Source organism: Nereida sp., assembly GCF_965655635.1.
Classification (GTDB): Bacteria; Pseudomonadota; Alphaproteobacteria; order Rhodobacterales; family Rhodobacteraceae; genus Nereida.
Genome location: NZ_CBFHHE010000002.1, coordinates 1 through 19,830, shown reverse-complemented (window position 1 = coordinate 19,830; position 19,830 = coordinate 1). Strand labels below are relative to the sequence as shown.

The 19,830-nt window shown below is 55.1% G+C and carries 22 protein-coding genes; 6 read left to right on the top strand and 16 right to left on the bottom strand.

Annotated features, from left to right (window positions below; genetic code table 11):
* Window positions 1-14: 14 nt before the first annotated feature.
* From ACTF5M_RS00880 to ruvC, 11 genes are all read right to left on the bottom strand, one after another.
* Entirely contained in the window at window positions 15-797 is a 783-nt protein-coding gene (locus ACTF5M_RS00880) for a tetratricopeptide repeat protein (protein ID WP_438959233.1), read from the bottom strand.
* A 32-nt stretch (window positions 798-829) separates the two neighbouring features.
* Window positions 830-1,354 (bottom strand): peptidoglycan-associated lipoprotein Pal, encoded by a 525-nt coding sequence (pal, locus tag ACTF5M_RS00875; RefSeq protein ID WP_438959232.1) that lies wholly within the window; start codon window positions 1,352-1,354, stop codon window positions 830-832.
* Between the two features lie 62 nt (window positions 1,355-1,416).
* Window positions 1,417-2,676 carry a Tol-Pal system beta propeller repeat protein TolB gene (gene tolB, locus ACTF5M_RS00870; protein ID WP_438959231.1) on the bottom strand — a complete coding sequence of 420 codons (1,260 nt, stop codon included), beginning with the start codon at window positions 2,674-2,676 and terminating at the stop codon, window positions 1,417-1,419.
* A 90-nt stretch (window positions 2,677-2,766) separates the two neighbouring features.
* On the bottom strand, window positions 2,767-3,879 hold the full coding sequence (locus ACTF5M_RS00865; RefSeq protein ID WP_438959230.1) for an energy transducer TonB: 1,113 nt from the start codon (window positions 3,877-3,879) through the stop codon (window positions 2,767-2,769).
* A 9-nt stretch (window positions 3,880-3,888) separates the two neighbouring features.
* Window positions 3,889-4,371 carry an ExbD/TolR family protein gene (locus ACTF5M_RS00860; protein WP_438959229.1) on the bottom strand — a complete coding sequence of 161 codons (483 nt, stop codon included), beginning with the start codon at window positions 4,369-4,371 and terminating at the stop codon, window positions 3,889-3,891.
* A gap of 3 nt (window positions 4,372-4,374) precedes the next feature.
* On the bottom strand, window positions 4,375-5,049 hold the full coding sequence (gene tolQ, locus ACTF5M_RS00855; protein WP_438959228.1) for a protein TolQ: 675 nt from the start codon (window positions 5,047-5,049) through the stop codon (window positions 4,375-4,377).
* A gap of 100 nt (window positions 5,050-5,149) precedes the next feature.
* Complete coding sequence (ybgC, locus tag ACTF5M_RS00850) at window positions 5,150-5,539, bottom strand: tol-pal system-associated acyl-CoA thioesterase (protein WP_438959227.1); 390 nt, start codon at window positions 5,537-5,539, stop codon at window positions 5,150-5,152.
* Complete coding sequence (locus ACTF5M_RS00845) at window positions 5,536-6,189, bottom strand: hypothetical protein (protein ID WP_438959226.1); 654 nt, start codon at window positions 6,187-6,189, stop codon at window positions 5,536-5,538. Before ACTF5M_RS00845 ends, ybgC begins: the two co-directional genes overlap by 4 nt.
* 17 nt (window positions 6,190-6,206) lie before the next feature.
* Complete coding sequence (gene ruvB, locus ACTF5M_RS00840; RefSeq protein ID WP_048599633.1) at window positions 6,207-7,223, bottom strand: Holliday junction branch migration DNA helicase RuvB; 1,017 nt, start codon at window positions 7,221-7,223, stop codon at window positions 6,207-6,209.
* A 9-nt stretch (window positions 7,224-7,232) separates the two neighbouring features.
* A complete protein-coding gene (gene ruvA / locus ACTF5M_RS00835) occupies window positions 7,233-7,907 on the bottom strand; it encodes a Holliday junction branch migration protein RuvA (protein ID WP_438959225.1) in 675 nt (224 codons plus the stop codon).
* On the bottom strand, window positions 7,904-8,422 hold the full coding sequence (gene ruvC / locus ACTF5M_RS00830; RefSeq protein ID WP_438959224.1) for a crossover junction endodeoxyribonuclease RuvC: 519 nt from the start codon (window positions 8,420-8,422) through the stop codon (window positions 7,904-7,906). Before ruvC ends, ruvA begins: the two co-directional genes overlap by 4 nt.
* 367 nt (window positions 8,423-8,789) lie before the next feature.
* Between ruvC and ACTF5M_RS00825 the strand changes: the two genes are divergently transcribed.
* Window positions 8,790-8,981: a DUF1127 domain-containing protein gene (locus ACTF5M_RS00825; RefSeq protein WP_438959223.1), complete on the top strand. Its 192-nt coding sequence runs from the start codon at window positions 8,790-8,792 to the stop codon at window positions 8,979-8,981.
* A gap of 89 nt (window positions 8,982-9,070) precedes the next feature.
* On the opposite strand, the gene ACTF5M_RS00820 is transcribed toward ACTF5M_RS00825, so the two are convergent.
* The 3 genes from ACTF5M_RS00820 to truA all read right to left on the bottom strand — a co-directional run bounded on the left by ACTF5M_RS00820 (window position 9,071) and on the right by truA (window position 11,179).
* Entirely contained in the window at window positions 9,071-9,406 is a 336-nt protein-coding gene (locus tag ACTF5M_RS00820; protein ID WP_438959222.1) for a hypothetical protein, read from the bottom strand.
* Window positions 9,407-9,490: 84 nt separating this feature from the next.
* Window positions 9,491-10,360, bottom strand: a complete 870-nt coding sequence (locus ACTF5M_RS00815) for a 50S ribosomal protein L11 methyltransferase (RefSeq protein ID WP_438959221.1) — start codon at window positions 10,358-10,360, stop codon at window positions 9,491-9,493.
* A gap of 51 nt (window positions 10,361-10,411) precedes the next feature.
* Window positions 10,412-11,179 (bottom strand): tRNA pseudouridine(38-40) synthase TruA, encoded by a 768-nt coding sequence (truA, locus tag ACTF5M_RS00810; RefSeq protein WP_438959220.1) that lies wholly within the window; start codon window positions 11,177-11,179, stop codon window positions 10,412-10,414.
* Window positions 11,180-11,499: 320 nt separating this feature from the next.
* Here truA and ileS point away from each other — a divergent pair, with 320 nt between their 5' ends.
* From ileS to ACTF5M_RS00785, 5 genes are all read left to right on the top strand, one after another.
* Window positions 11,500-14,379, top strand: coding sequence for an isoleucine--tRNA ligase (gene ileS, locus ACTF5M_RS00805; protein WP_438959219.1), 2,880 nt, complete (start codon window positions 11,500-11,502; stop codon window positions 14,377-14,379).
* Window positions 14,380-14,552: 173 nt separating this feature from the next.
* Window positions 14,553-15,533 (top strand): ABC transporter permease, encoded by a 981-nt coding sequence (locus ACTF5M_RS00800; protein WP_341246219.1) that lies wholly within the window; start codon window positions 14,553-14,555, stop codon window positions 15,531-15,533.
* A 2-nt stretch (window positions 15,534-15,535) separates the two neighbouring features.
* Window positions 15,536-16,480 carry an ABC transporter permease gene (locus ACTF5M_RS00795; protein ID WP_438959218.1) on the top strand — a complete coding sequence of 315 codons (945 nt, stop codon included), beginning with the start codon at window positions 15,536-15,538 and terminating at the stop codon, window positions 16,478-16,480.
* A 36-nt stretch (window positions 16,481-16,516) separates the two neighbouring features.
* Window positions 16,517-17,497, top strand: coding sequence for an ABC transporter ATP-binding protein (locus tag ACTF5M_RS00790; protein WP_438959217.1), 981 nt, complete (start codon window positions 16,517-16,519; stop codon window positions 17,495-17,497).
* Window positions 17,497-18,459: an ABC transporter ATP-binding protein gene (locus tag ACTF5M_RS00785; RefSeq protein ID WP_438959216.1), complete on the top strand. Its 963-nt coding sequence runs from the start codon at window positions 17,497-17,499 to the stop codon at window positions 18,457-18,459. The genes ACTF5M_RS00790 and ACTF5M_RS00785 overlap by 1 nt, the downstream gene beginning before the upstream one ends.
* Window positions 18,460-18,467: 8 nt before the next feature.
* On the opposite strand, the gene ACTF5M_RS00780 is transcribed toward ACTF5M_RS00785, so the two are convergent.
* Together ACTF5M_RS00780 and ACTF5M_RS00775 are read right to left on the bottom strand one after the other, a co-directional pair.
* A complete protein-coding gene (locus tag ACTF5M_RS00780) occupies window positions 18,468-19,103 on the bottom strand; it encodes an ATP-binding cassette domain-containing protein (protein ID WP_438959215.1) in 636 nt (211 codons plus the stop codon).
* A 27-nt stretch (window positions 19,104-19,130) separates the two neighbouring features.
* Window positions 19,131-19,830, bottom strand: a 700-nt coding sequence (locus ACTF5M_RS00775; protein WP_438959214.1) for an ABC transporter permease subunit, incomplete at its 5' end; no start/stop codon positions are given.

The following is a 19,830-nucleotide window of genomic DNA, read 5'->3' as shown; positions in this document are numbered from 1 at the left end:
GTTGAAACCACGCCCTATTCGCAGCCCATGTTCAAACGAGCAGCCGCCGCTTGGGCAGCTTCGGGGGCGGATGTAAAACGGCTGGTGACCTCACCCAAGGTAACACAGGCTTCAGATTTCTGGCCCAAATCCGCAAGGGATGTGCCAAGCCTATACAGCGAAGGGGCGGCCTCAGGACCACTTGGCGCACCAGAAAACGCATCAAGATAGGCACGCGCAGCCGGCGCCATATCACCTAGTCCCGCAAGTGCATCACCGCGCAACAAATTCGCACGGGTCGCTAGCGGGCCGCCTGGGTAGGTCTCGGTAAAGGTCGAAAACTGGTCCGCGGCGCCGCGAAAGTCACCTGAGATGAGCGCCGCCTCAGCCCGCTCAAAATCTGTCCGCTCGCCAATAGCCAGCGAAACGTCATTTTGCTCTGGTACCACCACATTCGTAGCAGGCCCCACAACTTCAACGCCGCCTAACACGGCAGTCGTCCCGATGGTGGCGATGTCACAGGCGGGATCCAGATCGCAAATCCGGAAATTCAAATCATCTAGGCGGTTTGTTCCATCACGCACCACCGAATTGATGCGAATGTCCAGTTGCTCGGTCTTTGCAGTCAACTGCGACACTGTCGCCTCAAGGGTTTCAATGCGCGCAAGGGTAGAAACATCTCCCGCAAGCGGATTGGTGCTACCAGTGGCGGATAATTCGGCGCGCAGGCTGTTGATTTCGGCGGCGAGTCGGGACAGATCAGCCCGCACATCCCCCAAAGTTTCCGCGCTCAGTGCTGCCCCAAAAGGCAGCAGCACGGCACATATTGCAACAACCCGCAGCGCCCGCATCAGCTTGTGCCTGATCCAGACAAGATGGTAACCGCACGGCGGTTTTGCGCATAACAACTCTCGGTCGAACACGCGGCGATCGGGCGTTCCTTGCCATATGTCAGCGTACGCAGGCGCGTGCCCGCGATACCTTGGCTGACCAGATACTCACGCACCGCATTAGAGCGCCGCGCGCCAAGGGCCAAGTTATACTCACGCGTGCCCTGCTCATCCGCGTGACCTTCGATCACGGCAATAACTGCAGGGTTGGCGCGCAGCCAAGCCACCTGACCATCCAGAATAGAGCGACCCGAGGCGTTCAACGTGCTTTGGTCCACATCAAACAGAATTTTGTTGCCGACGGTTTCATTGAAATAGCCGACAGATGCGGGATCAAGTTCGCTGACACCCACCCCACCGTTGGCACCGAAAGCGCCATTTCCACTGCCGCCAATACCGCCGCCGGAGCCGAATAGGGTGCCGTTACTACAGGCGGCCAATGACATGCCCGCGATAAGCAGTGCTGATTTTGTCAACGTCTTCATGAATGATGTCCTGTCTTAGATGAACTGCGATTATTGTTGTTGTTTGTCGTCAAATTAGCACATCAGCGCTGCAAAGGCGACCATGAAGGATCTGATGCCGCCGTTTGAGTGCGCACTTTTGCGAGATTACGCCCCGAAATATCCACTGAATAAAGCGCAGGCGCGCCATTGACCCCTTGGGTTTCACGGGTAAACATGATGACCCGACCGTTGGGCGACCACGTTGGGCCCTCATCAAGGAAAGACGCCGTCAAAAGCCGCTCCTCAGAGCCATCCGTGCGCATCACGCCAATATGAAACCGGCCGCGATTTTGCTTCGTAAACGCAATCAAATCACCCTTCGGCGACCAAACTGGCGTGCCGTAGCGTCCCGCGCCTGTGCTAATGCGGCGCGCCTCACCACCCGTTGCAGGCATAATATACAGCTGCGGCGAACCTGAGCGATCGCTTTCAAACACAATGCTGCGCCCATCCGGTGAGTAACTTGGGGCCGTTTCAATAGCAGGGGTCGACGTCAGTCGTGTACGCGCATTGGTGCGCACATCAAGCGTGTAAAGATCCGTGTTACCCCCAGTTGTGAGGGAGAACACCACAGTCCGTCCGTCAGGCGCAAAACGCGGCGCAAAACTCATTGAGCCGTCGGGAACATCAAGCGCGCGCTGCGAAACACGGCCAACGTCCAACACGTAGATGCGCGGGAAGCCTGTCTCGTAGCTGGTGTAGAGCACCCGTTCACCGTCAGGTGAAAAACGCGGTGCAAGCACAATGGCGCTACTATCCGTCAGATATTGAACGTTTGCGCCGTCAAAATCCATAATCCCAAGGCGTTTAGCGCGGGTCTCTTTTGGGCCAGTTTCGCCAACAAAAACAACGCGACTGTCAAAATAAGGGCCTTCGCCTGTGATGCGTGCATAAACCTCGTCGGCCACTTTATGAGCCATCCGGCGCCAGCTATCAGTGGTGCCGACGAACTGAAGACCTTGGCCCAACTCGGACCCGGCGAATACATCATACAGACGGAATTTAACGGTCACGCGGCCATTGCCACTTACTGCAACAGCACCGGTGATCAGCGCTTGGGCATTGATCGCGCGCCAATCGGGGTATTGTACCGGCGCACCAAAGGCGCTGATTTGGCTGATGAACACTTCCGGCTGGATTTGGCGGAACAACCCAGTGCCGCGCAAATCATCTGCGACCAGACCACTGATTTGCTGAGCCATCTCACCCGCGTTGGATGTCTCGGAAATAAAAGTTGGCAAGGCAAAAGGCAGCGGCTCAATGACGCCGTCCGTAATCTCAAGCCGTAGGGGCTGTGCCATGCTTGTGCTGGGGGCGATGCAACCAAAGGTCGCGGACGCTGCAAACAAAATAGCACCAATAAACTCCCTCATAAACCTATCCCTCATTCATTACTTCAGGCGCAGGCCTGACGGGTTAAAGGTAATCTCAATGTCTTTCCATTGATCGTATTTGTCATCAGGCAAATCAAAGCCCTGTGCCCCTGCGCGGAAAATCGCACTTCGCGCTGCACGGTATGCAATCTGATTCAGATCAGCACTTCCCGAGCCGCTGATCAACTCCTCAGAGCCTGAAATTGGACGCCGGTCTTCCCCCACCGCAAAGCGCACAGTGATTATGACTTGGTCGCTAATCACGCGCGGCGGGACAGCCCATTTATTCTGTATCTGACCAACAAGTGACTGACGCTCGCCCTGGGTCATCGGTGGACCAACCGGCGCATCGCTTGCAGGGGCAGCATCTGCCGTTTCAGCAGTTTGCGTAGCCGGATCGGCCTTGGACGCCACCCCAGACTGGGCCGCCTCCACTGGTGCCACAGGCCTATTTGGACGCGCGGGTGGGCGGATTGAACGGGTTGGTGTGCCACCTGCTTCTTCTGCTTCCGTCACGACTTCAGGCGCAGCCTCTTCCGGAGCCGTTGCTTGCTGAGCGTCGCTTTGGGTGCTTGGCAGCTCATCAGGATTATTCGTTTCTACAACCGCTTCTTGGGTTTGATCCGCGATGGTCGCATCAAGTGGCGGCGGGGCAACCGCTTGGGGTGCAATACGTGGCGCGGGCCGTGCTTTGGGGCGCTTGGACGCATCAATAACGGCACTCACTTGTGGCTCAGGCGGGGGCGCTGGCGGCGTGGGTTCTTCGGGTGCCTCGTCGATCACATCCGTCTGTGGCAATGGGGCAATCTGGCTCACATCGGGCGAGGCATCAGGCGGCGGTGTTGGGCGCACAGGCTCAGGCGTTTGAGGCCGCACTGGTTCAGGCACAGGCTGCGGAGCAGGCTCAGGCGTGGGTTCAAGAGGCGGCGCAACAACAGCTTCCGGTGCCGTAATCTGCGTCGGCATTTCAGGAGGTGTTTGATTTGTGAGCGCGTCAAACTCAGCCGAGGAAATCACGCTTACCTCCACATCCTCAAAAGGCGGCGGGTCAGCGGAAAAGATCGGCCCCACAAGAAGGTAGCCGATAAGGCCCGCATGACCCACTCCGGATATGATGTAGCCCGTGCGCATCAGGCGTGCCTACTGCTCCTGCACCGGCGTCACACCATCAAGCGTGGGACCACCAATGTCTGTCACAAGGCCAATGTTTGAAAAGCCACCCGCATTCAAAGCACCCATGATTTCTGCAACACTTGCATATGTATTCGCCCCGTCCGCACGCAGGAAGATTTTATCATCACTTCGCTCGGTGGCGATGGCTTGCAAGCGCCCAATCAGTGCTTCGCGTTCAACTTCGGTTTCTTGGATCATCACAACGCCATCAACGGTCAGCGTCACCGTCAGTGGCTCTTCGTTGTCCGATGAAAGCGCTGTTGCCGCGGTTTTGGGCAACTCAACAGGCACCCCAACCGTCAGCAAAGGTGCCGCGACCATGAAGATGATCAACAGGACCAACATTACGTCAACAAAAGGCGTTACGTTGATTTCGGCCATCGGCTGTGCACGACCGCGGCGGCGGCCGCGACCACCCCCGCCGGCTTTTTTGATTGTTCCCGCACCCATGGCTTAGCCGTCCAACTGGCGCGACAAAATCGTGGCAAACTCGTCAGAGAACGCCTCGTAATTGCCAACAATTCGGTCACTGTCTGCGCTAAGCTTGTTGTAATAAATAACCGCAGGGATCGCCGCGAGGAGGCCCAGACCTGTCGCCAAAAGCGCCTCGGCAATACCAGGGGCTACAACTGCAAGGTTGGTATTTTGCTGTTCTGCGATCTCGATAAAGGCATTCATGATACCCCAAACGGTTCCAAACAACCCGATGAAGGGTGATGCGGAACCAACAGTGGCCAATACGGTCAGGCCCTTTTGCAGTTCTTCGGCTTCACGGTTGATTGCCACATCCATGGCACGATCAATGCGGCTGGTAGCACCCGCGATCAAATCACCATCCGTTCGGTGAGACCTGCGCCATTCAAGCATGCCTGAGGCGAAAATCTTTTCTGATGCGCCGTCTGGCGCGGGTCCGATCTCATCGAACAAACCATCAAGCGGGGCGCCAGACCAAAAAGCCTGATCAAATTTCGCGGCCTCTACGCGGGCTTTGCGGTACTGGATTGTCTTTTGAAAGATAATCGACCACGCCCAGAAACTGGCGATGATCAGGATGATCATGACGAGTTTTACGGTGATCGTTGCGCGCGCGAATAGCGCCCACATTGAGAAATCTGCTGCGTGTTCCATGTGGCCTGCTCATGTACTGCGGGTCTCTTTGTGTACCCAATTGCATACATAATAGGCGATGTTTCATTTAATTACTACGCTGAGCATGCACAGGCGCGATTTAATGCAACTTTCGGCGAATATTTGCTGGCAGACGCGCAGGTGCCCCCGCCTCATTGATCGCCACAATGGTCACAAGCGCCGTAAACAACAGATCCCCGTCGCGCCGCACATCCTGGCGAAACACCAAGCGGACACCGGTTATTGTTTCAATCGTAGTCTCAACGCTCAGCATATCGTCAAATTTTGCAGAAACAAGATAATCCGCATCTACGTGACGGACCGCAAAAACGATGCCCTCGTTCTCTTTAAGCTGGCTCTGGTCCACCCCAAGCTCACGAACAAACTCGGTGCGACCGCGCTCAATAAATTTTAGGTAATTAGCGTAGTACACAATACCCGCCATGTCGGTATCTTCGTAGTAAACACGAATGGGCAAACGGTGTGTCATTGGACCTGACCTGCCGCCGTTAGCCGCGCGAAAAGGCGTAAAGCATGGGACGGATCGCGCGATGCAGCCGGCAGCACAGGATCATAAGCGGCGCGGATCAGCTGCCCCACTTGCGGCTTCAGGATCACCCCCCCATCGGGCACAATCGCCAAGGGAGAACTGCCAACAAATGCCTGATCAGACCAAAGCACAATCATCTGCGCCATCTGGCTCAGCGCAATTGTATCTGCCGGTGTGTCCGCAAGGACTTGATCCATCCGCAAAAAGACAAAACACGCCTTGATGCCACCATCATCATCAAAGCGGAAAATGCGATACTGATTGGCGTCAGCCGATTTGAGGCGTTCTACAAGCGGGACCAGATCAGGAACCAATCGTTCAAGGTGCGGCACCTCGGTAAGTTCAGCCCAATCAGAGCAGAAAAAGACCATGAGGTTCGCCCCAATCTCTGGGTCGACTTCCGCCATCTTGTGTCCCGCAAGGCTAACGACAGCTTCGCACGCGCCCTTAAACACCCCCAAAGTCGCCTCATCCACACCAAAGATGACAGGGGTAATGGCCCTGCCCCAACGGGCAAAAACATAAGCTTCATCAGAACGGGTAAAGCAAGTCTCTACGTCTTTTGCGGTGTATGTTTCTTGATCATGCATCTGTGAACCCTGCGCCGTTATTCAAAAAGGCCGCCCTGTTTCTTGGGTGCGGCCAGCCCCAAATGATCCCATGCCTTTTGTGCCAACATCCGGCCGCGTGGGGTGCGCTGTATCAAGCCTTGCTGCAGCAGGTAAGGCTCAATCACTTCTTCAAGCGCATCACGGCTTTCAGATAAAGCAGCGGCCATTGTCTCGATGCCAACGGGCCCGCCCTGATAATTCTCCGCAACAAGGCTCAGATACCTACGGTCCGCGCCATCCAGACCCAATTTATCAACGCCCAAACGGGTCAACGCATTATCCGCAAGGGCACGGCTGATCTGGCCGTTGCCTTCCACAAGCGCAAAGTCCACAACACGGCGCAGCAATCTGCCCGCAATGCGCGGAGTACCGCGCGCACGTTTTGCAATTTCGCGAATGCCCTCATCATCGGCGGTGACGCCCAAAAGACGCGCACCGCGGGCGACAATCTCATGCAGCTCATCGGTGGTGTAGAACTGTAGTCGCGTCGGAATGCCAAAGCGGTCACGCAGCGGCGTTGTCAAAAGACCAAGACGGGTGGTCGCCCCAACAAGCGTGAAGGGCTGCAATTCAATCCGCACCGTGCGCGCGGCAGGGCCTTCGCCAATCACCAGATCAAGTTCAAAATCCTCAAGCGCAGGGTAGAGCACTTCTTCAACAACGGGGTTCAGTCGGTGAATTTCATCGATGAACAGCACATCGCGTGCCTCAAGGTTTGTCAAAATCGCCGCCAGATCACCCGCTTTGGCCAGTACAGGCCCGGATGTCATGCGAAAATTCACCCCAAGCTCACGGGCCATAATTTGTGCAAGCGTTGTTTTGCCCAAACCCGGTGGACCGTGAAACAATGTGTGGTCCATCGCCTGTTCACGTTGACGCGCAGACTGGATGAAAACCTTGAGGTTCGCGCGCGCCTCTGCCTGACCGATGAACTCATCAAGACCTTGCGGACGCAACGCGCGATCATTGTCTTCGGCAAGCCGCTCGGGGCGCAATGTGGGATCACTTTCCATGGGCCTTCCTTAGCCCTTCGGCGCCAGAAGTTTCAACGCCGCTTTGATCAACGCACCTGTATCTTGCGCACCTTGATCACTGGCTTGCGCCACGGCCGATGCAGCGTCCTGCGGCGCGTAACCCAAATTACCAAGCGCAGAGAGCGCCTCGGACTGGGTCGACATACTGGCTACTTGCGGCGCGTTTTGTGCGCCCGCGTCGTCACCGTCATCAATCACGTCATCCGCAACTGCTGTTGTCTGGCCCAGCGCGTCATGCACGCTACCGCCCATCGCCATAATCGCAGGAGCTTTGTCTTTCAGATCAATCACAACTTTTTGCGCCGTCTTAGGACCAATGCCCTTGGCGGCTTTCACGCTGTTCCAATCCCCCATAGCAATGGCGCGGCTGAGCCCCGCTTCGCCAAGTGTGCCCATAATCGCCATCGCAGCCTTTGCGCCAACCCCTTGGACAGACATCAAAAGTCGGTGCCACTCTTTTTCGGCAAGAGTGGTAAACCCGAAAAGTTGCAGCAGATCCTCACGCACCAAAAGATCCGTATAAAGTGCGGCGGCCTCACCGACATTAGGCATTGAGGCAAGCGTACGCTCGTTACAATACACAACATATCCAACCCCACCGACCATAAGCATAACGTGATCTGAACTGCGGTATTCCAGACGTCCTTGAAGTTTGCCAATCATCCCGCGGCCCTCATTTCTTGTGCTTTCAGGGCTTTTTCTAAGCCCGTGCCAACGCCGCGCTGATGGGCGTGACAAATGGCGATTGCCAAGGCATCAGCAGCATCCGGTCCGTCAAACACCACACCAGGCAACTGCATTTTGACCATGTGCTGTACTTGTTCTTTGGCAGCGTGCCCCACACCAACTACAGTCTTCTTGACCGCATTGGGAGCGTATTCACCAATTGTAAGGCCCGCCTGTGCCGGCACCAGCATCGCGATTCCCCGCGCCTGCCCAAGCTTCAGCGTGGCGACACCGTCTTTGTTGACGAACGTCTGCTCAACCGCTGCTGCATCGGGGGCGTGCTGTGCGATCACATCGGTCAGCCCAGTGTGCAGCGCCAAAAGGCGCGCGCCCAAATCACCAGTTTTCGTTTTGATGATGCCATTCGCGACATGACGCAGACGCGGACCCGCCATTTCGATGACCCCCCACCCCATATTGGCCAAGCCAGGATCGATTCCCAGTATCCGCATAGTCGGCTGCCTGCTGTTATATTTATGCGCTCCAGCAGTAGCACGAAACGCGAACATTTGCCAAACAGAAACAAATTTCGGCGTATTTCGGAAATTGTTACAAGACACCCACGGTTTTCGTGATCTGCGACATTCTGAATACCTGTGGATAATTTGGCCCAAATACGACATTTCAGGTGCAAATCGGGGCAGGTTTGGCCTGCTAATTGCTCAATAACGACAGGCTATTTGTCCATTTTCGACATATGCATTCCGATCATAGCTGCAATGCAGAAATACTCACTATGCGGAAATATCTTTCCCTCCTAAATGAGCGCCATCACGAACCCACAAACGCATAATTTTTGTGCTGTAAAGGAATACGATCATGGCCGTTATCGAAACATCCCGCTTCGCACCCGCAGCAAGCACATTCACAGTAGCCGCTCCGTTCATTGCGACTTTCGCGAAAGCGAAGTCTTGGAATGATGCGCGCCAGACACGCAAAGCTCTCAAGCAGCTGTCTGCACGTGAATTGGAAGATGTTGGCCTGACATATGCAGACGTAGACGCGCTCTAAACCCTCAGGCGTGTCTCGAGCGAAAGCCGCACAGCCCTTTGGCCGCGCGGCTTTTTTTATGCTTGATGGCTGCAGAAAAGGGCGCCGCTTTAGACAAACGCCTGCAGATATTGAGCGATCCAAATGGTCAGGCTATCCGCTTGCATCATCCACGCTGCGAAGCCCCCCAAACCACCTGATGATTGTAAGCCCTCAACGTGTTCAAGATACGCTGTAGGACCGTTTATTGTGTAAGCAAACGCCCTAAATAACCAAAACGCAGCCGCAGCCAAAGGCACCAAGTGCCACGGAAAACCGCCGCGCGCCGGTGCGCGGCCCAGCACCATACCATCGTGATTTACAGACTGTGTGCGATAATACCCTGCGCGACGTTGCTGCTTTGCCAATCGCTTCATTTTCGACTTAAACTTTTGCCGATCAGACATACCATTGCCCTCAGTTACTAATTCGTTACTGAGGGCAGTTTAATACAATTTTAGGATAATTACTCCGTTTTTCTTATGCCAAAGTTAATTGCGGGTCAGCGTGAGCGTGGTCCAGTCACCGATACTGCTGCGTTTGCGCAGTGCAAAACCCGCACTGCTGTAGCAAGTCTGCACCTCATCGGCCTGCTCATTCAGAATACCGGACAAGATGATATGCCCGCCTTGCGCACATGCGCCGGCCATATCATCGGCAAGCATCAACAACGGCCCTTTTAAGATATTGGCAAAGATTAGATCGAACGGCGCGGCACCCTGTAAGGTCGGGTGATCAAAACCCGCCGCCTCAACACAAGTGATACGCCCATCCAGATCATTGGCCTTTGCATTGGCAAGCGCCACTTCTACCGCAACCTCATCAATATCGCTGGCCAGAACCGTTTGTGGCCACACTTTTGCAGCCGCCATCGCCAAAACGGCCGTCCCGCAGCCAATGTCAGCAACGTTCTGGCCAACAAAACCTGCGTCAATCAACTCATCAAGGGCGATCAAACAGCCGAGCGTCGTGCCATGGTGCCCCGTTCCAAAGGCCATTGCGGCCTCAATCAACAACGGGATTTTACCCTCAGGCAAGCTGTCCGCGTCATGACTGCCATAGACAACAAAGCGGCCCGCCTCTACCGGCGGCAACTCGCGGCGCACATGGGCGACCCAATCGGTTTCCGGCACCTCAGAGACAACAAAATCCTTCGCTCCGTTCATGGCCGCCAAAAGTGCAAGGCCAGCGGCACCAGGTGCTTCAATGAAATAACCACCCACTTCCCAAACGCCCGAACCGTCTTCGACCTCAAAAACACCCACGCCTGTGGGCTCTGGCGTCAGCGTCTCAAGCGCCTCGCCCAAAGCCTCGGCCTGCGCTTTGTTGTTCAACGTGGTTAACGCGGTCCATGTCATCATCGGTTCGATCTCCTTTTGGGCGCGCAAATGGCAAGCCGCAGTGTTTTGGATTCATTCGAAAGGGTCGTTTTCATAGCCGACGCCCGCCAGATACAGCCCGTGCGGTGCGCTTACAGGCCCGCAAGCAGACCGCGCGCATGCCTCAAGCCTGCGTTTGACATCGGATGGCTCAAGATGCCCCGCGCCAACGCGCTCAAGTGTGCCGACAAAGCTGCGGACTTGATTATGCAGGAACGACCGCGCGCGCACATCAAAGCGAAACTCTGCACCGCCGGGGTACGGATGTTCGCTTACATCTAAGCGGTCAAGCGTTTTGAACGGCGTCAAGCCTTGGCAAATAGAAGAACGGAACGTGGTGAAATCATGATAGCCCAGCAAATGCTTGGCCCCTTCCTGCATGGCTTCCAGCGACAAAGGCGGCTTCACCTGCCAGACCAGTCCCGCTTCATGCACAATCGGGGCGCGGCGCGATACCATTCTGAAAATGTAGCGCCGCTCAATAGCGGAAAATCGTGCGTGAAACGCCTCGGTCACTTTTGCGCAGCCGATGATGGCAATGGGGTTCGGTTTCAGATGATAATTGATCGCCTCAGACAGCCGAAACGTGTCCCAGTCGCGCTCCATGTCCACATGAGCCACTTGGGCCCACGCGTGAACTCCCGCATCGGTACGGCCTGCGGCGGCAATCTCGTGGGCACTACCGGCGACTTTACCGATGGCCTGCTCAATCATGCCCTGCACCGAAGGCAAATCAACCTGTCGCTGCCAGCCATGATAAGGCGCGCCGTTGTACTCGATTTTCAAGGCATATCTGTGCATGAACTCCAGTTAGCCGCAGATCAGCCCCGTTGCAATCACTGCGCTATCACTGCACCAATTTGACGCCAGAATGAGTGTCCAACGTCTTCGCGCGCTTGCACCAGTGCAGCCGTTACCAGGTCCCACCAAAGTATCACCGCCCACATAGTTTACAGCCACAAGGCCTGCCCCTATAAGCACCTCATGATGTTTCAACCATGCACATTATTGGAATTATATCCCCGGCGCTCTGACCTTATGAGCCGCCGGGCCAAGGCGTTCGAGACCCTCACGCCGCTCTCGCTATTCTATTGAAAATATGACGAAAAAGGACGCTCAATATGTGCGCCGAAACACCCGACTATAAAACCACCCTCAACCTGCCCCGCACAGATTTCCCAATGCGCGCAGGTTTGCCCAAACGCGAGCCTGAATGGCTTGCACGATGGGAAGAACTGGACGTCTATGGCCAGCTGCGCCAAAAATCTGGACGCAAGCCCTTCACGCTTCATGATGGCCCTCCTTATGCAAACGGTCATTTGCACATCGGCCACGCGCTGAACAAGATCCTCAAAGACATGGTCGTTCGCTCCCAACAGATGATGGGTCATGATGCGCGCTACATCCCGGGCTGGGACTGTCACGGCTTGCCGATTGAATGGAAAATCGAAGAGAAATACCGCAAGAAAGGCCGCGATAAAGACGCAGTCGACGTGGTCGAATTCCGCCGTGAATGTCGCGACTTTGCCAAAGGCTGGGTCGACATCCAACGCGAAGAGTTCAAGCGCCTTGGCATCACAGGAAACTGGGAAAATCCATACCTTACAATGGACTATCATGCCGAGCGCGTGATCGCGGAAGAATTCCAAACGTTCTTGATGAACGGCACACTCTATCAGGGTTCAAAGCCTGTGATGTGGTCGCCCGTTGAAAAGACCGCCCTCGCTGAAGCGGAGGTTGAGTACCACGACCGCCAGACAGATGCGATCTGGGTTCCTTTTGCAGTTAAAGGTCAGGCAGACACTTATGTGGTGATCTGGACGACGACTCCGTGGACGATCCCGCAAAACCGTGCGGTCTGTTTTAACCAAACCGTAAGCTATGGTGCGTATAAGGTGACGTCCACGCCAGATGAATGTTGGGCCAAAGCAGGTGCAACATATCTCTTTGCCGATGATCTTGCTGAAAGCACGTTTTCCGCTGCGCGCCTCGATGCTGTAATGTACACCCGCGTCGGGGATGTAAGCGCCGCCGAGCTTGCTGAACTGACCCTAAACCACCCGCTTCATGGTGCCGACGGCGCCGATGGGGAATGGGACTTCGATGTGCCTATGCTGGCCGGTGATCACGTCACGTCCGATGCAGGTACAGGCTTTGTTCACACCGCTCCCAGCCACGGTGATGACGACTATCAAATCGGCCTGAAACACGGCCTTCCAATGACGTTCAACATCTTGGACGACAGTTCGTACCGCGCTGATCTACCGTTCTTCGGCGGTGAGGTCATCCTGCGCCCTAACGGAAAACCGGGCAAAGCGAACCAGAAAGTGATCGAAAAACTGGTCGAGGTTGGCGGCTTGCTGGCCCGCGCGAGGATCACGATCAGCGATGCACACTCTTGGCGGTCCAAAGCACCTGTCATCCGATTGAACCGCCCACAATGGTTTGCCGCGATCGACAAAGCCTGTGATGACGGGATGGACACACACGGCAAAACCATCCGTGAGCGTGCCCTGACCAGCATCGATGAGTTGGTGACATGGACGCCGCAAACGGGCCGCAACCGTCTTTACTCAATGATCGAAGCGCGCCCCGATTGGGTGCTATCACGTCAACGTGCGTGGGGCGTACCGCTAACCTGCTTTGTCAAAACAGGCGCGAAACACGACGATCCAGAGTACCTTCTGCGTAATGCTGACGTAAACGCACGCATCCTTGAAGCTTTCGAAGTTGAGGGCGCTGATGCGTGGTACAAAGACGGCGCGAAAGAGCGGTTCCTGAGTGGCATCGTGAACCCTGATGACTACACCCAAGTGATGGATATCCTTGACGTGTGGTTCGACAGTGGCTCAACCCACGCCTTTACCCTGCGCGACCGTGAAGACGGTTCTGAAGATGGCTTGGCCGATCTCTATCTTGAGGGCACTGACCAACACCGCGGCTGGTTCCACTCATCCATGCTTCAGGCATGTGGTACAAAAGGACGCGCACCTTATCGCGGCGTGCTGACACATGGTTTCACGCTTGATGAAAAAGGCATGAAAATGTCTAAATCCATCGGCAACACAATCGCGCCGGAAGAGGTCACGAAACAATACGGCGCGGACATCTTGCGTCTTTGGGTGGCACAGTCTGATTACACCGCTGACCTGCGCATTGGGCCAGAAATCCTGAAAAACGTGGCCGACAGCTACCGTCGCTTGCGTAACACGATGCGCTTTATGCTTGGCAGCCTTGCGGACTTTGATGCGGCAAAAACCGTAGCGCCCCAAGACATGCCCGAGCTGGAACGCCTTATGTTGCACAAGATCGCCGTGTTGGATGAAACTGTGCGCAACGGCTACGCGAAATACGATTTCCAAGGTGTGTTCCGTGCCATCTTCGACTTTGCGACGCTGGATTTGTCATCGTTCTACTTCGACATCCGCAAAGACGCGCTTTATTGCGACGGTGACACGAACCGCCGGCTCGCGGCATTGACCGTGCTGGATATGCTGTATGGCCGCCTCACAACGTGGCTTGCGCCAATCTTGACTTTCACAATGGAAGAAGTCTGGCTTGAGCGAAACGGCGCAGAAACAAGTGTCCACCTTGTTGACTTTGTGCAAACGCCGGCCGAGTGGCGCGATGACGCGCTGGCTGCAAAGCTCGACAAAATCCGCGCAATCCGCCGCGTCGTAACAGGTGCATTAGAAGGCGAGCGGACGGCGAAAGTCATCGGCTCCTCTCTTGAAGCTGCACCAACGGTCTATCTGTCACCAGAGCTGTTTGCCCTGGTCGATGCGGATAACTTTGCAGACCTGTGCATCACCAGCCAAATCACGGTCGTCGAAGGCGTAGGCCCTGAAGGCGCGTTCACCCTTGATGACGTGGCAGGCGTCGCCGTGAGCTTTGCAAAGGCAGACGGCGAAAAATGTGCGCGCTGCTGGAAGGTGCTACCAGACGTTGGAAGCCACAAGCACGACGGCGTTTGCAGCCGCTGTGACAGCGCCCTTTCATAAATCGATACCGTAGAAATTTTGCGCGTAGGTCTTTGGGCCTGCGCACATTTTTTATGACACATGTTTTTGTCCGCATATGACGCTTAACAAAAACGTTGTTGCCGCGACGTGAATACCGCCAAAACGCAGACTCGGCTCTTGACCCTGCCTGCTACAAAATCAACTGTGATCCAATGTTAGCATACTCCCTCCGCCGCCTATTTCAGTCCTTCATCGTCTTGCTCGTTGTGGGGCTTGTCGCCTTTTCGATGTTTCGCTTTGTAGGCGACCCGATTGACAGTTTGTTGGGCCAAGAACGCACACAAAGCGATATTGAGCGGTTGCGCGGAGAGTTGGGCCTCGATGACCCGTTTATTGTACAATACGGCGCGTTTTTGGGCCGTGCTGTGCAGGGAGATTTTGGGCTGAGTTACCGCCAGGCCCGCCCTGTCGCCGAGATCATCGCCGAACGCGCACCTGCCACCCTTGAGCTTGCCTTGGTGTCCGCCGGATTTGCGATGTTTTTCGGTGTTGTCCTTGGCATTTTCACCGCCATCAGGCGCGACGGTTTCGCCGCCAACGCCATCATGTCGGTCTCATTGATAGGGGTCAGTTTGCCCACATTTTTGATAGGCATTCTGCTTATCTATCTGTTTTCAGTTGAATTGGGGTGGCTGCCAAGCTTTGGGCGCGGTGATGTGGTTGATCTGGGCTGGTGGACGACTGGGTTTGCGACCGGATCAGGCCTTAAGGCACTGATATTACCGTCCATTACCCTTGGGCTTTATCAGATGACATTGATCATGCGGCTAGTTAGGTCCGAGATGCTGGAAGTTCTTCGCGCGGATTACATCCGCTTTGCCCGCGCCCGTGGTATCCGCGAAAAATCAGTCAACTTTCGTCATGCCCTAAAGAACACATTGGTACCCGTGATTACTGTCACCGGCCTGCAACTGGGCAGCATCATCGCCTTTGCGATCATCACTGAGACAGTTTTTCAGTGGCCCGGTGTTGGGCTGCTGTTCATTAACGCTATTCAGTTCGTCGATATACCTGTGATGGCCGCTTACTTAATGCTTATTTCAGTGATGTTTGTGGCAATTAACCTCATCGTCGACCTGCTTTATTTTGCAATTGATCCGCGCCTGCGCGCTGACCGTTCAGGAGGACATTAACGATGGCTAATACGACGCCTACTCCAAAACCGCGCGGACGGCTTGCCCATTGGTGGGACGGCGATTTTGCTTATCAATTCCGCCACTCGCCCGTTGCAATGATCTCTTTCACAGTTGTGATGTTAATGGTGTTGGCAGCGATTTTCGCGCCGTTAATCGCACCATACGACCCCTTTGATCCGGCCTCCCTGAACCTGATGAACGGGTTTTCAAGCCCGATGGAGCCCAACGCATTCACCGGCGAAACCTTTTGGCTGGGTACCGATGATCAGGGCCGCGATGTGTTCTCAACCATCCTTTACGGGCTTCGCATCTCGCTATTTGTGGGCGCGGCAGCGGTTGGCTTTGCAATGGTTCTGGGCATCACTTTGGGCCTTGTCGCCGCATACGTTGGAGGGGGGGTCGAGACCATCATCATGCGGATCGCAGACGTTCAACTGACCTTTCCGGCAATCTTGGTTGCTATGCTGATCTTTGGCGTCGCCAAGGGGATCACCCCCGTCGAATACCGTGATCAAATGGCAATCTGGGTACTGATTGTAGCGATTGGCTTGTCCGATTGGGTCCAATTTGCGCGTGTTGTGCGTGGCGCTACCCTTGTTGAGAAAAACAAAGACTACGTTCAAGCAGCCCGTTTAATTGGCCGCGGCTCCGGCGCAATTATGCTACGCCACATCCTGCCAAACGTGCTGAGCCCTGTACTGGTCATCGCAACCATCTCACTTGCCTTGGCAATTATTGCCGAAGCAACCCTGTCATTTTTGGGCGTAGGCGCACCGCCGACGCAACCATCTCTTGGCACGCTCATCCGTATCGGTCAGGGCTTTTTGTTCTCGGGCGAATGGTGGATTTTGCTGTTCCCTGCTTGTACCCTTCTGGCCCTTGCGCTGGCCGTGAACTTGCTGGGCGATTGGTTGCGCGACGCCCTAAACCCAAAACTGCGCTAAGCCGCGACGTAACTGGTTAACCCCGAGGACCACCCCATGTCTGAAGCTGTCTTATCAATCCGCAATCTCACTGTCGAAATTCCGATACGGGGCGGTATTTTGCGGCCCGTTGATCAGATTAACTATGATATCAATCGCGGTGAAATTTTGGGGATCGTCGGCGAGTCCGGGGCCGGTAAATCAATGGCAGGTAATGCTGTGATTAGCCTGCTGAACCGCCCCGCAAAAATTACGGGCGGCGAGATTTGGCTGAACGGTACGCGCATTGATCAGCTTGAAGGCGAAGATATGCGCAGGTTGCGCGGCAAGCATATTGGTATGGTTTTTCAAGACCCGCTGACCTCGCTTAACCCGCTTTTGCGCATCGGCGATCAGCTAACTGAAACAATGCTCGAGCATCTGGACATCTCGCGCGATGAGGCACGCAAACGCGCAGCTGCGGCCTTGGATGAGGTGGGTATTCCCGCAGCGGCCCAACGCCTTGATAGCTATCCCCATGAGTTTTCCGGTGGCATGCGCCAGCGCGTTGTTATTGCTTTGGCGCTCTGCGCTGAACCGTCGTTGATTATTGCGGATGAGCCGACGACTGCGCTTGATGTTTCGGTACAAGCACAGATCATCGCCCTACTTAAACGGCTGTGTCGTGACCGTGGCACGGCTGTCATGCTGATCACGCATGACATGGGCGTTATAGCAGAAACCGCCGATCGCGTGGCCGTCATGTATGCAGGACGATTGGCCGAATTAGGCAACGTACGCGATGTGGTCACACACCCCGAACACCCCTATACAGACGGGCTAATGGGCTCGACGCCGATGGCCAGCAAAGGCCTAAAGCGCCTACGCCAAATTCCGGGTTCAATGCCGCGGCTAACGGCCATGCCCGAAGGCTGTGCTTTTCATCCGCGCTGTGAATTTGCCCAAGACATTTGCCGTGCAGAACCCCGCCCAAAACTGAATGGGGGGCGGTCTGCCTGCCATTTTCCGATACAACAACCGGCTGAGGAAACAGCGTAATGGCGATGATCCAGGTCAAAAACCTCACCCGCATTTTCGACGTCTCAAAACCGTGGCTCAACCGCGTCATTGAGCGGCTTCCCAAAGCGATGCTCACCGCCGTGTCAGACGTTAGTTTTGATGTTGAAGAACGGACTGTTTATTCGCTTGTTGGCGAAAGCGGCTCCGGCAAATCGACCATCGGCAAAATGGCCGTGGGCCTGTTAAAGCCAACGGATGGCAGCGTGTTGATTAACGACATCAATCTGAGCCGCGAGACAGACGGCGGTAAGCTTGATAAAGCGCGCAGTGACATCCAGATGATTTTTCAGGATCCGTACGCCTCCCTAAATCCGCGATGGCGCGTACGTGAGATCATTAACGAACCTGTCTCCGCCCGTGGCGGCAATGTTGTTGGCCTTGCAGAAAAGCTTCTTGAGCAAGTGGGTCTGTCGTCTTTGGACGCAGATAAGTTTCCCCATGAGTTTTCCGGCGGCCAGCGGCAGCGCATTTGTATCGCCCGCGCCTTGGCGAGTGAGCCAAAGCTGATTGTCTGTGATGAGCCGACCAGTGCGCTGGACGTGTCAGTACAGGCGCAGGTGCTGAACCTGATGTCAGACCTGCAGGAAAACCGTGGCCTGACCTATTTGTTCATCAGTCACGATTTGACTGTGGTTCAGCACATCAGCGACAAAATTGGTGTACTGTACTTAGGCCGTCTTGTGGAAGAAGCCACGCCGGATGAATTGTTTGAGAACCCCAAGCACCCCTACACCCAGATGCTTTTGGCAGCAGCCCCAAAGATGGATGGATTTGGCCGCGAGATTGATCCACCACAAGGTGAAATCCCTGACCCAATCAACCCGCCTACTGGCTGCGCGTTCCATCCGCGTTGTCCGATCGCTAAGGCGCAATGTTCGGCTCAGCGCCCCGAAATGCGTGTGGTCAGAGGTGCGCGTGTGGCCTGCCATTTGGCAGAATAGGCATAAGATCATTCAGTTAGATAGAACACAGGGCCATCTGCTGCGTCAGCATCTGCTTGATCGTGGGTAACCATAATGACGGGCAGCTGACGCGCCCGTGCGGTATCAAACACAAGTTTTCGTATTTGATTACGGCGTTCCGTGTCCAGCCTTGAGAATGCTTCGTCCAGCAACAAGACGCGGGGTTCTGACAATAGCATCCGCATCAATGCAACCCGTGCTTTTTGCCCACCGGACAGGGTTTCTGGATCACGGTCCGCAAATCCCCCTAAGCCAATCTCTGTAAGAGCTTGATCAATGCGCGCGGGCCTATCGGCCCCCCGAACATCCGCACTTAGACCAAAGGCCAGATTTTGCCCAACACTCATGTGTGGAAAGAGCAGATCATCCTGAAACAGAATGCCGACCTGCCGCTGATTAGAGGGCAAAGCGCATAGATCTGCACCATTCAGCAGCACCGCCCCTGTTGCCGTAAAATCAGACGGCAAAGTACCAATAATATAGTTAAGCAAAGTCGACTTGCCTGCACCTGACGGCCCCATAACAGATAGCACCTCACCCGCGAAAACAGTCTGGTCAATCGTGATTAATTCACGGCCATCTTTAGAAATACGGATATTATCAAGGTGCAGTTCGTGGCTCATTGAATGTGTCCTTTGCGGGCGTAGAAATTAGGCATCAGACAGCCCCCGACGGTTACGCCAAATGAGCTGAGGAAGCAAAAGTGCCGCTGCAAACGGCAATATCGCGGCAACAGTTTGGGCCAAGCCGTAAACCCCAATCGCGCGGCGGTCGCCCCCCGCTGCAAGGGCCACGGCTTCGGTTGTTAAGGTCGACAGTCGCCCGCCGCCGACCAAAAGTGTAGGTAGGTACTGACCAACAGAAGCGGCAAACCCAACGGCCACAGCAGTCAAGACAGGCGCCAGTAACATGGGTAAGCGCACACGCCAAAGTACTCCGTTTGCAGAACTACCCAATGCCGCAGCAATCCTGCCGAACCGAACGTCCCAAGCCCGAAACGGATCCGACAAGGACAGAAAAACATAAGGCAGCACAAAGACCAAATGCGCCAGAACAACAGGAAAAAATCCGCTCTTCAACCCAGTGGACAGCATCAGTGTCTGAAGGCCCGGTAAGAACGCGGTCTGGGGCACCATGAGAGGTAGATAGAGCAGAAACACACCTCGCTCTGACATGGTGAAGTTAAAGCGATATTCGGCCTCTAAACATCCCAGCGTCAACAAAACTGCAATGAACGACGCACAAAGTGCAATCAGCAAAGTGGTTATACCGGTATCAAAAATGTTACCCCAGTGCCGTGACCATGAACGCGCACTTAGGCTGTCAGGCAGTACATCAGGGTACGACCAA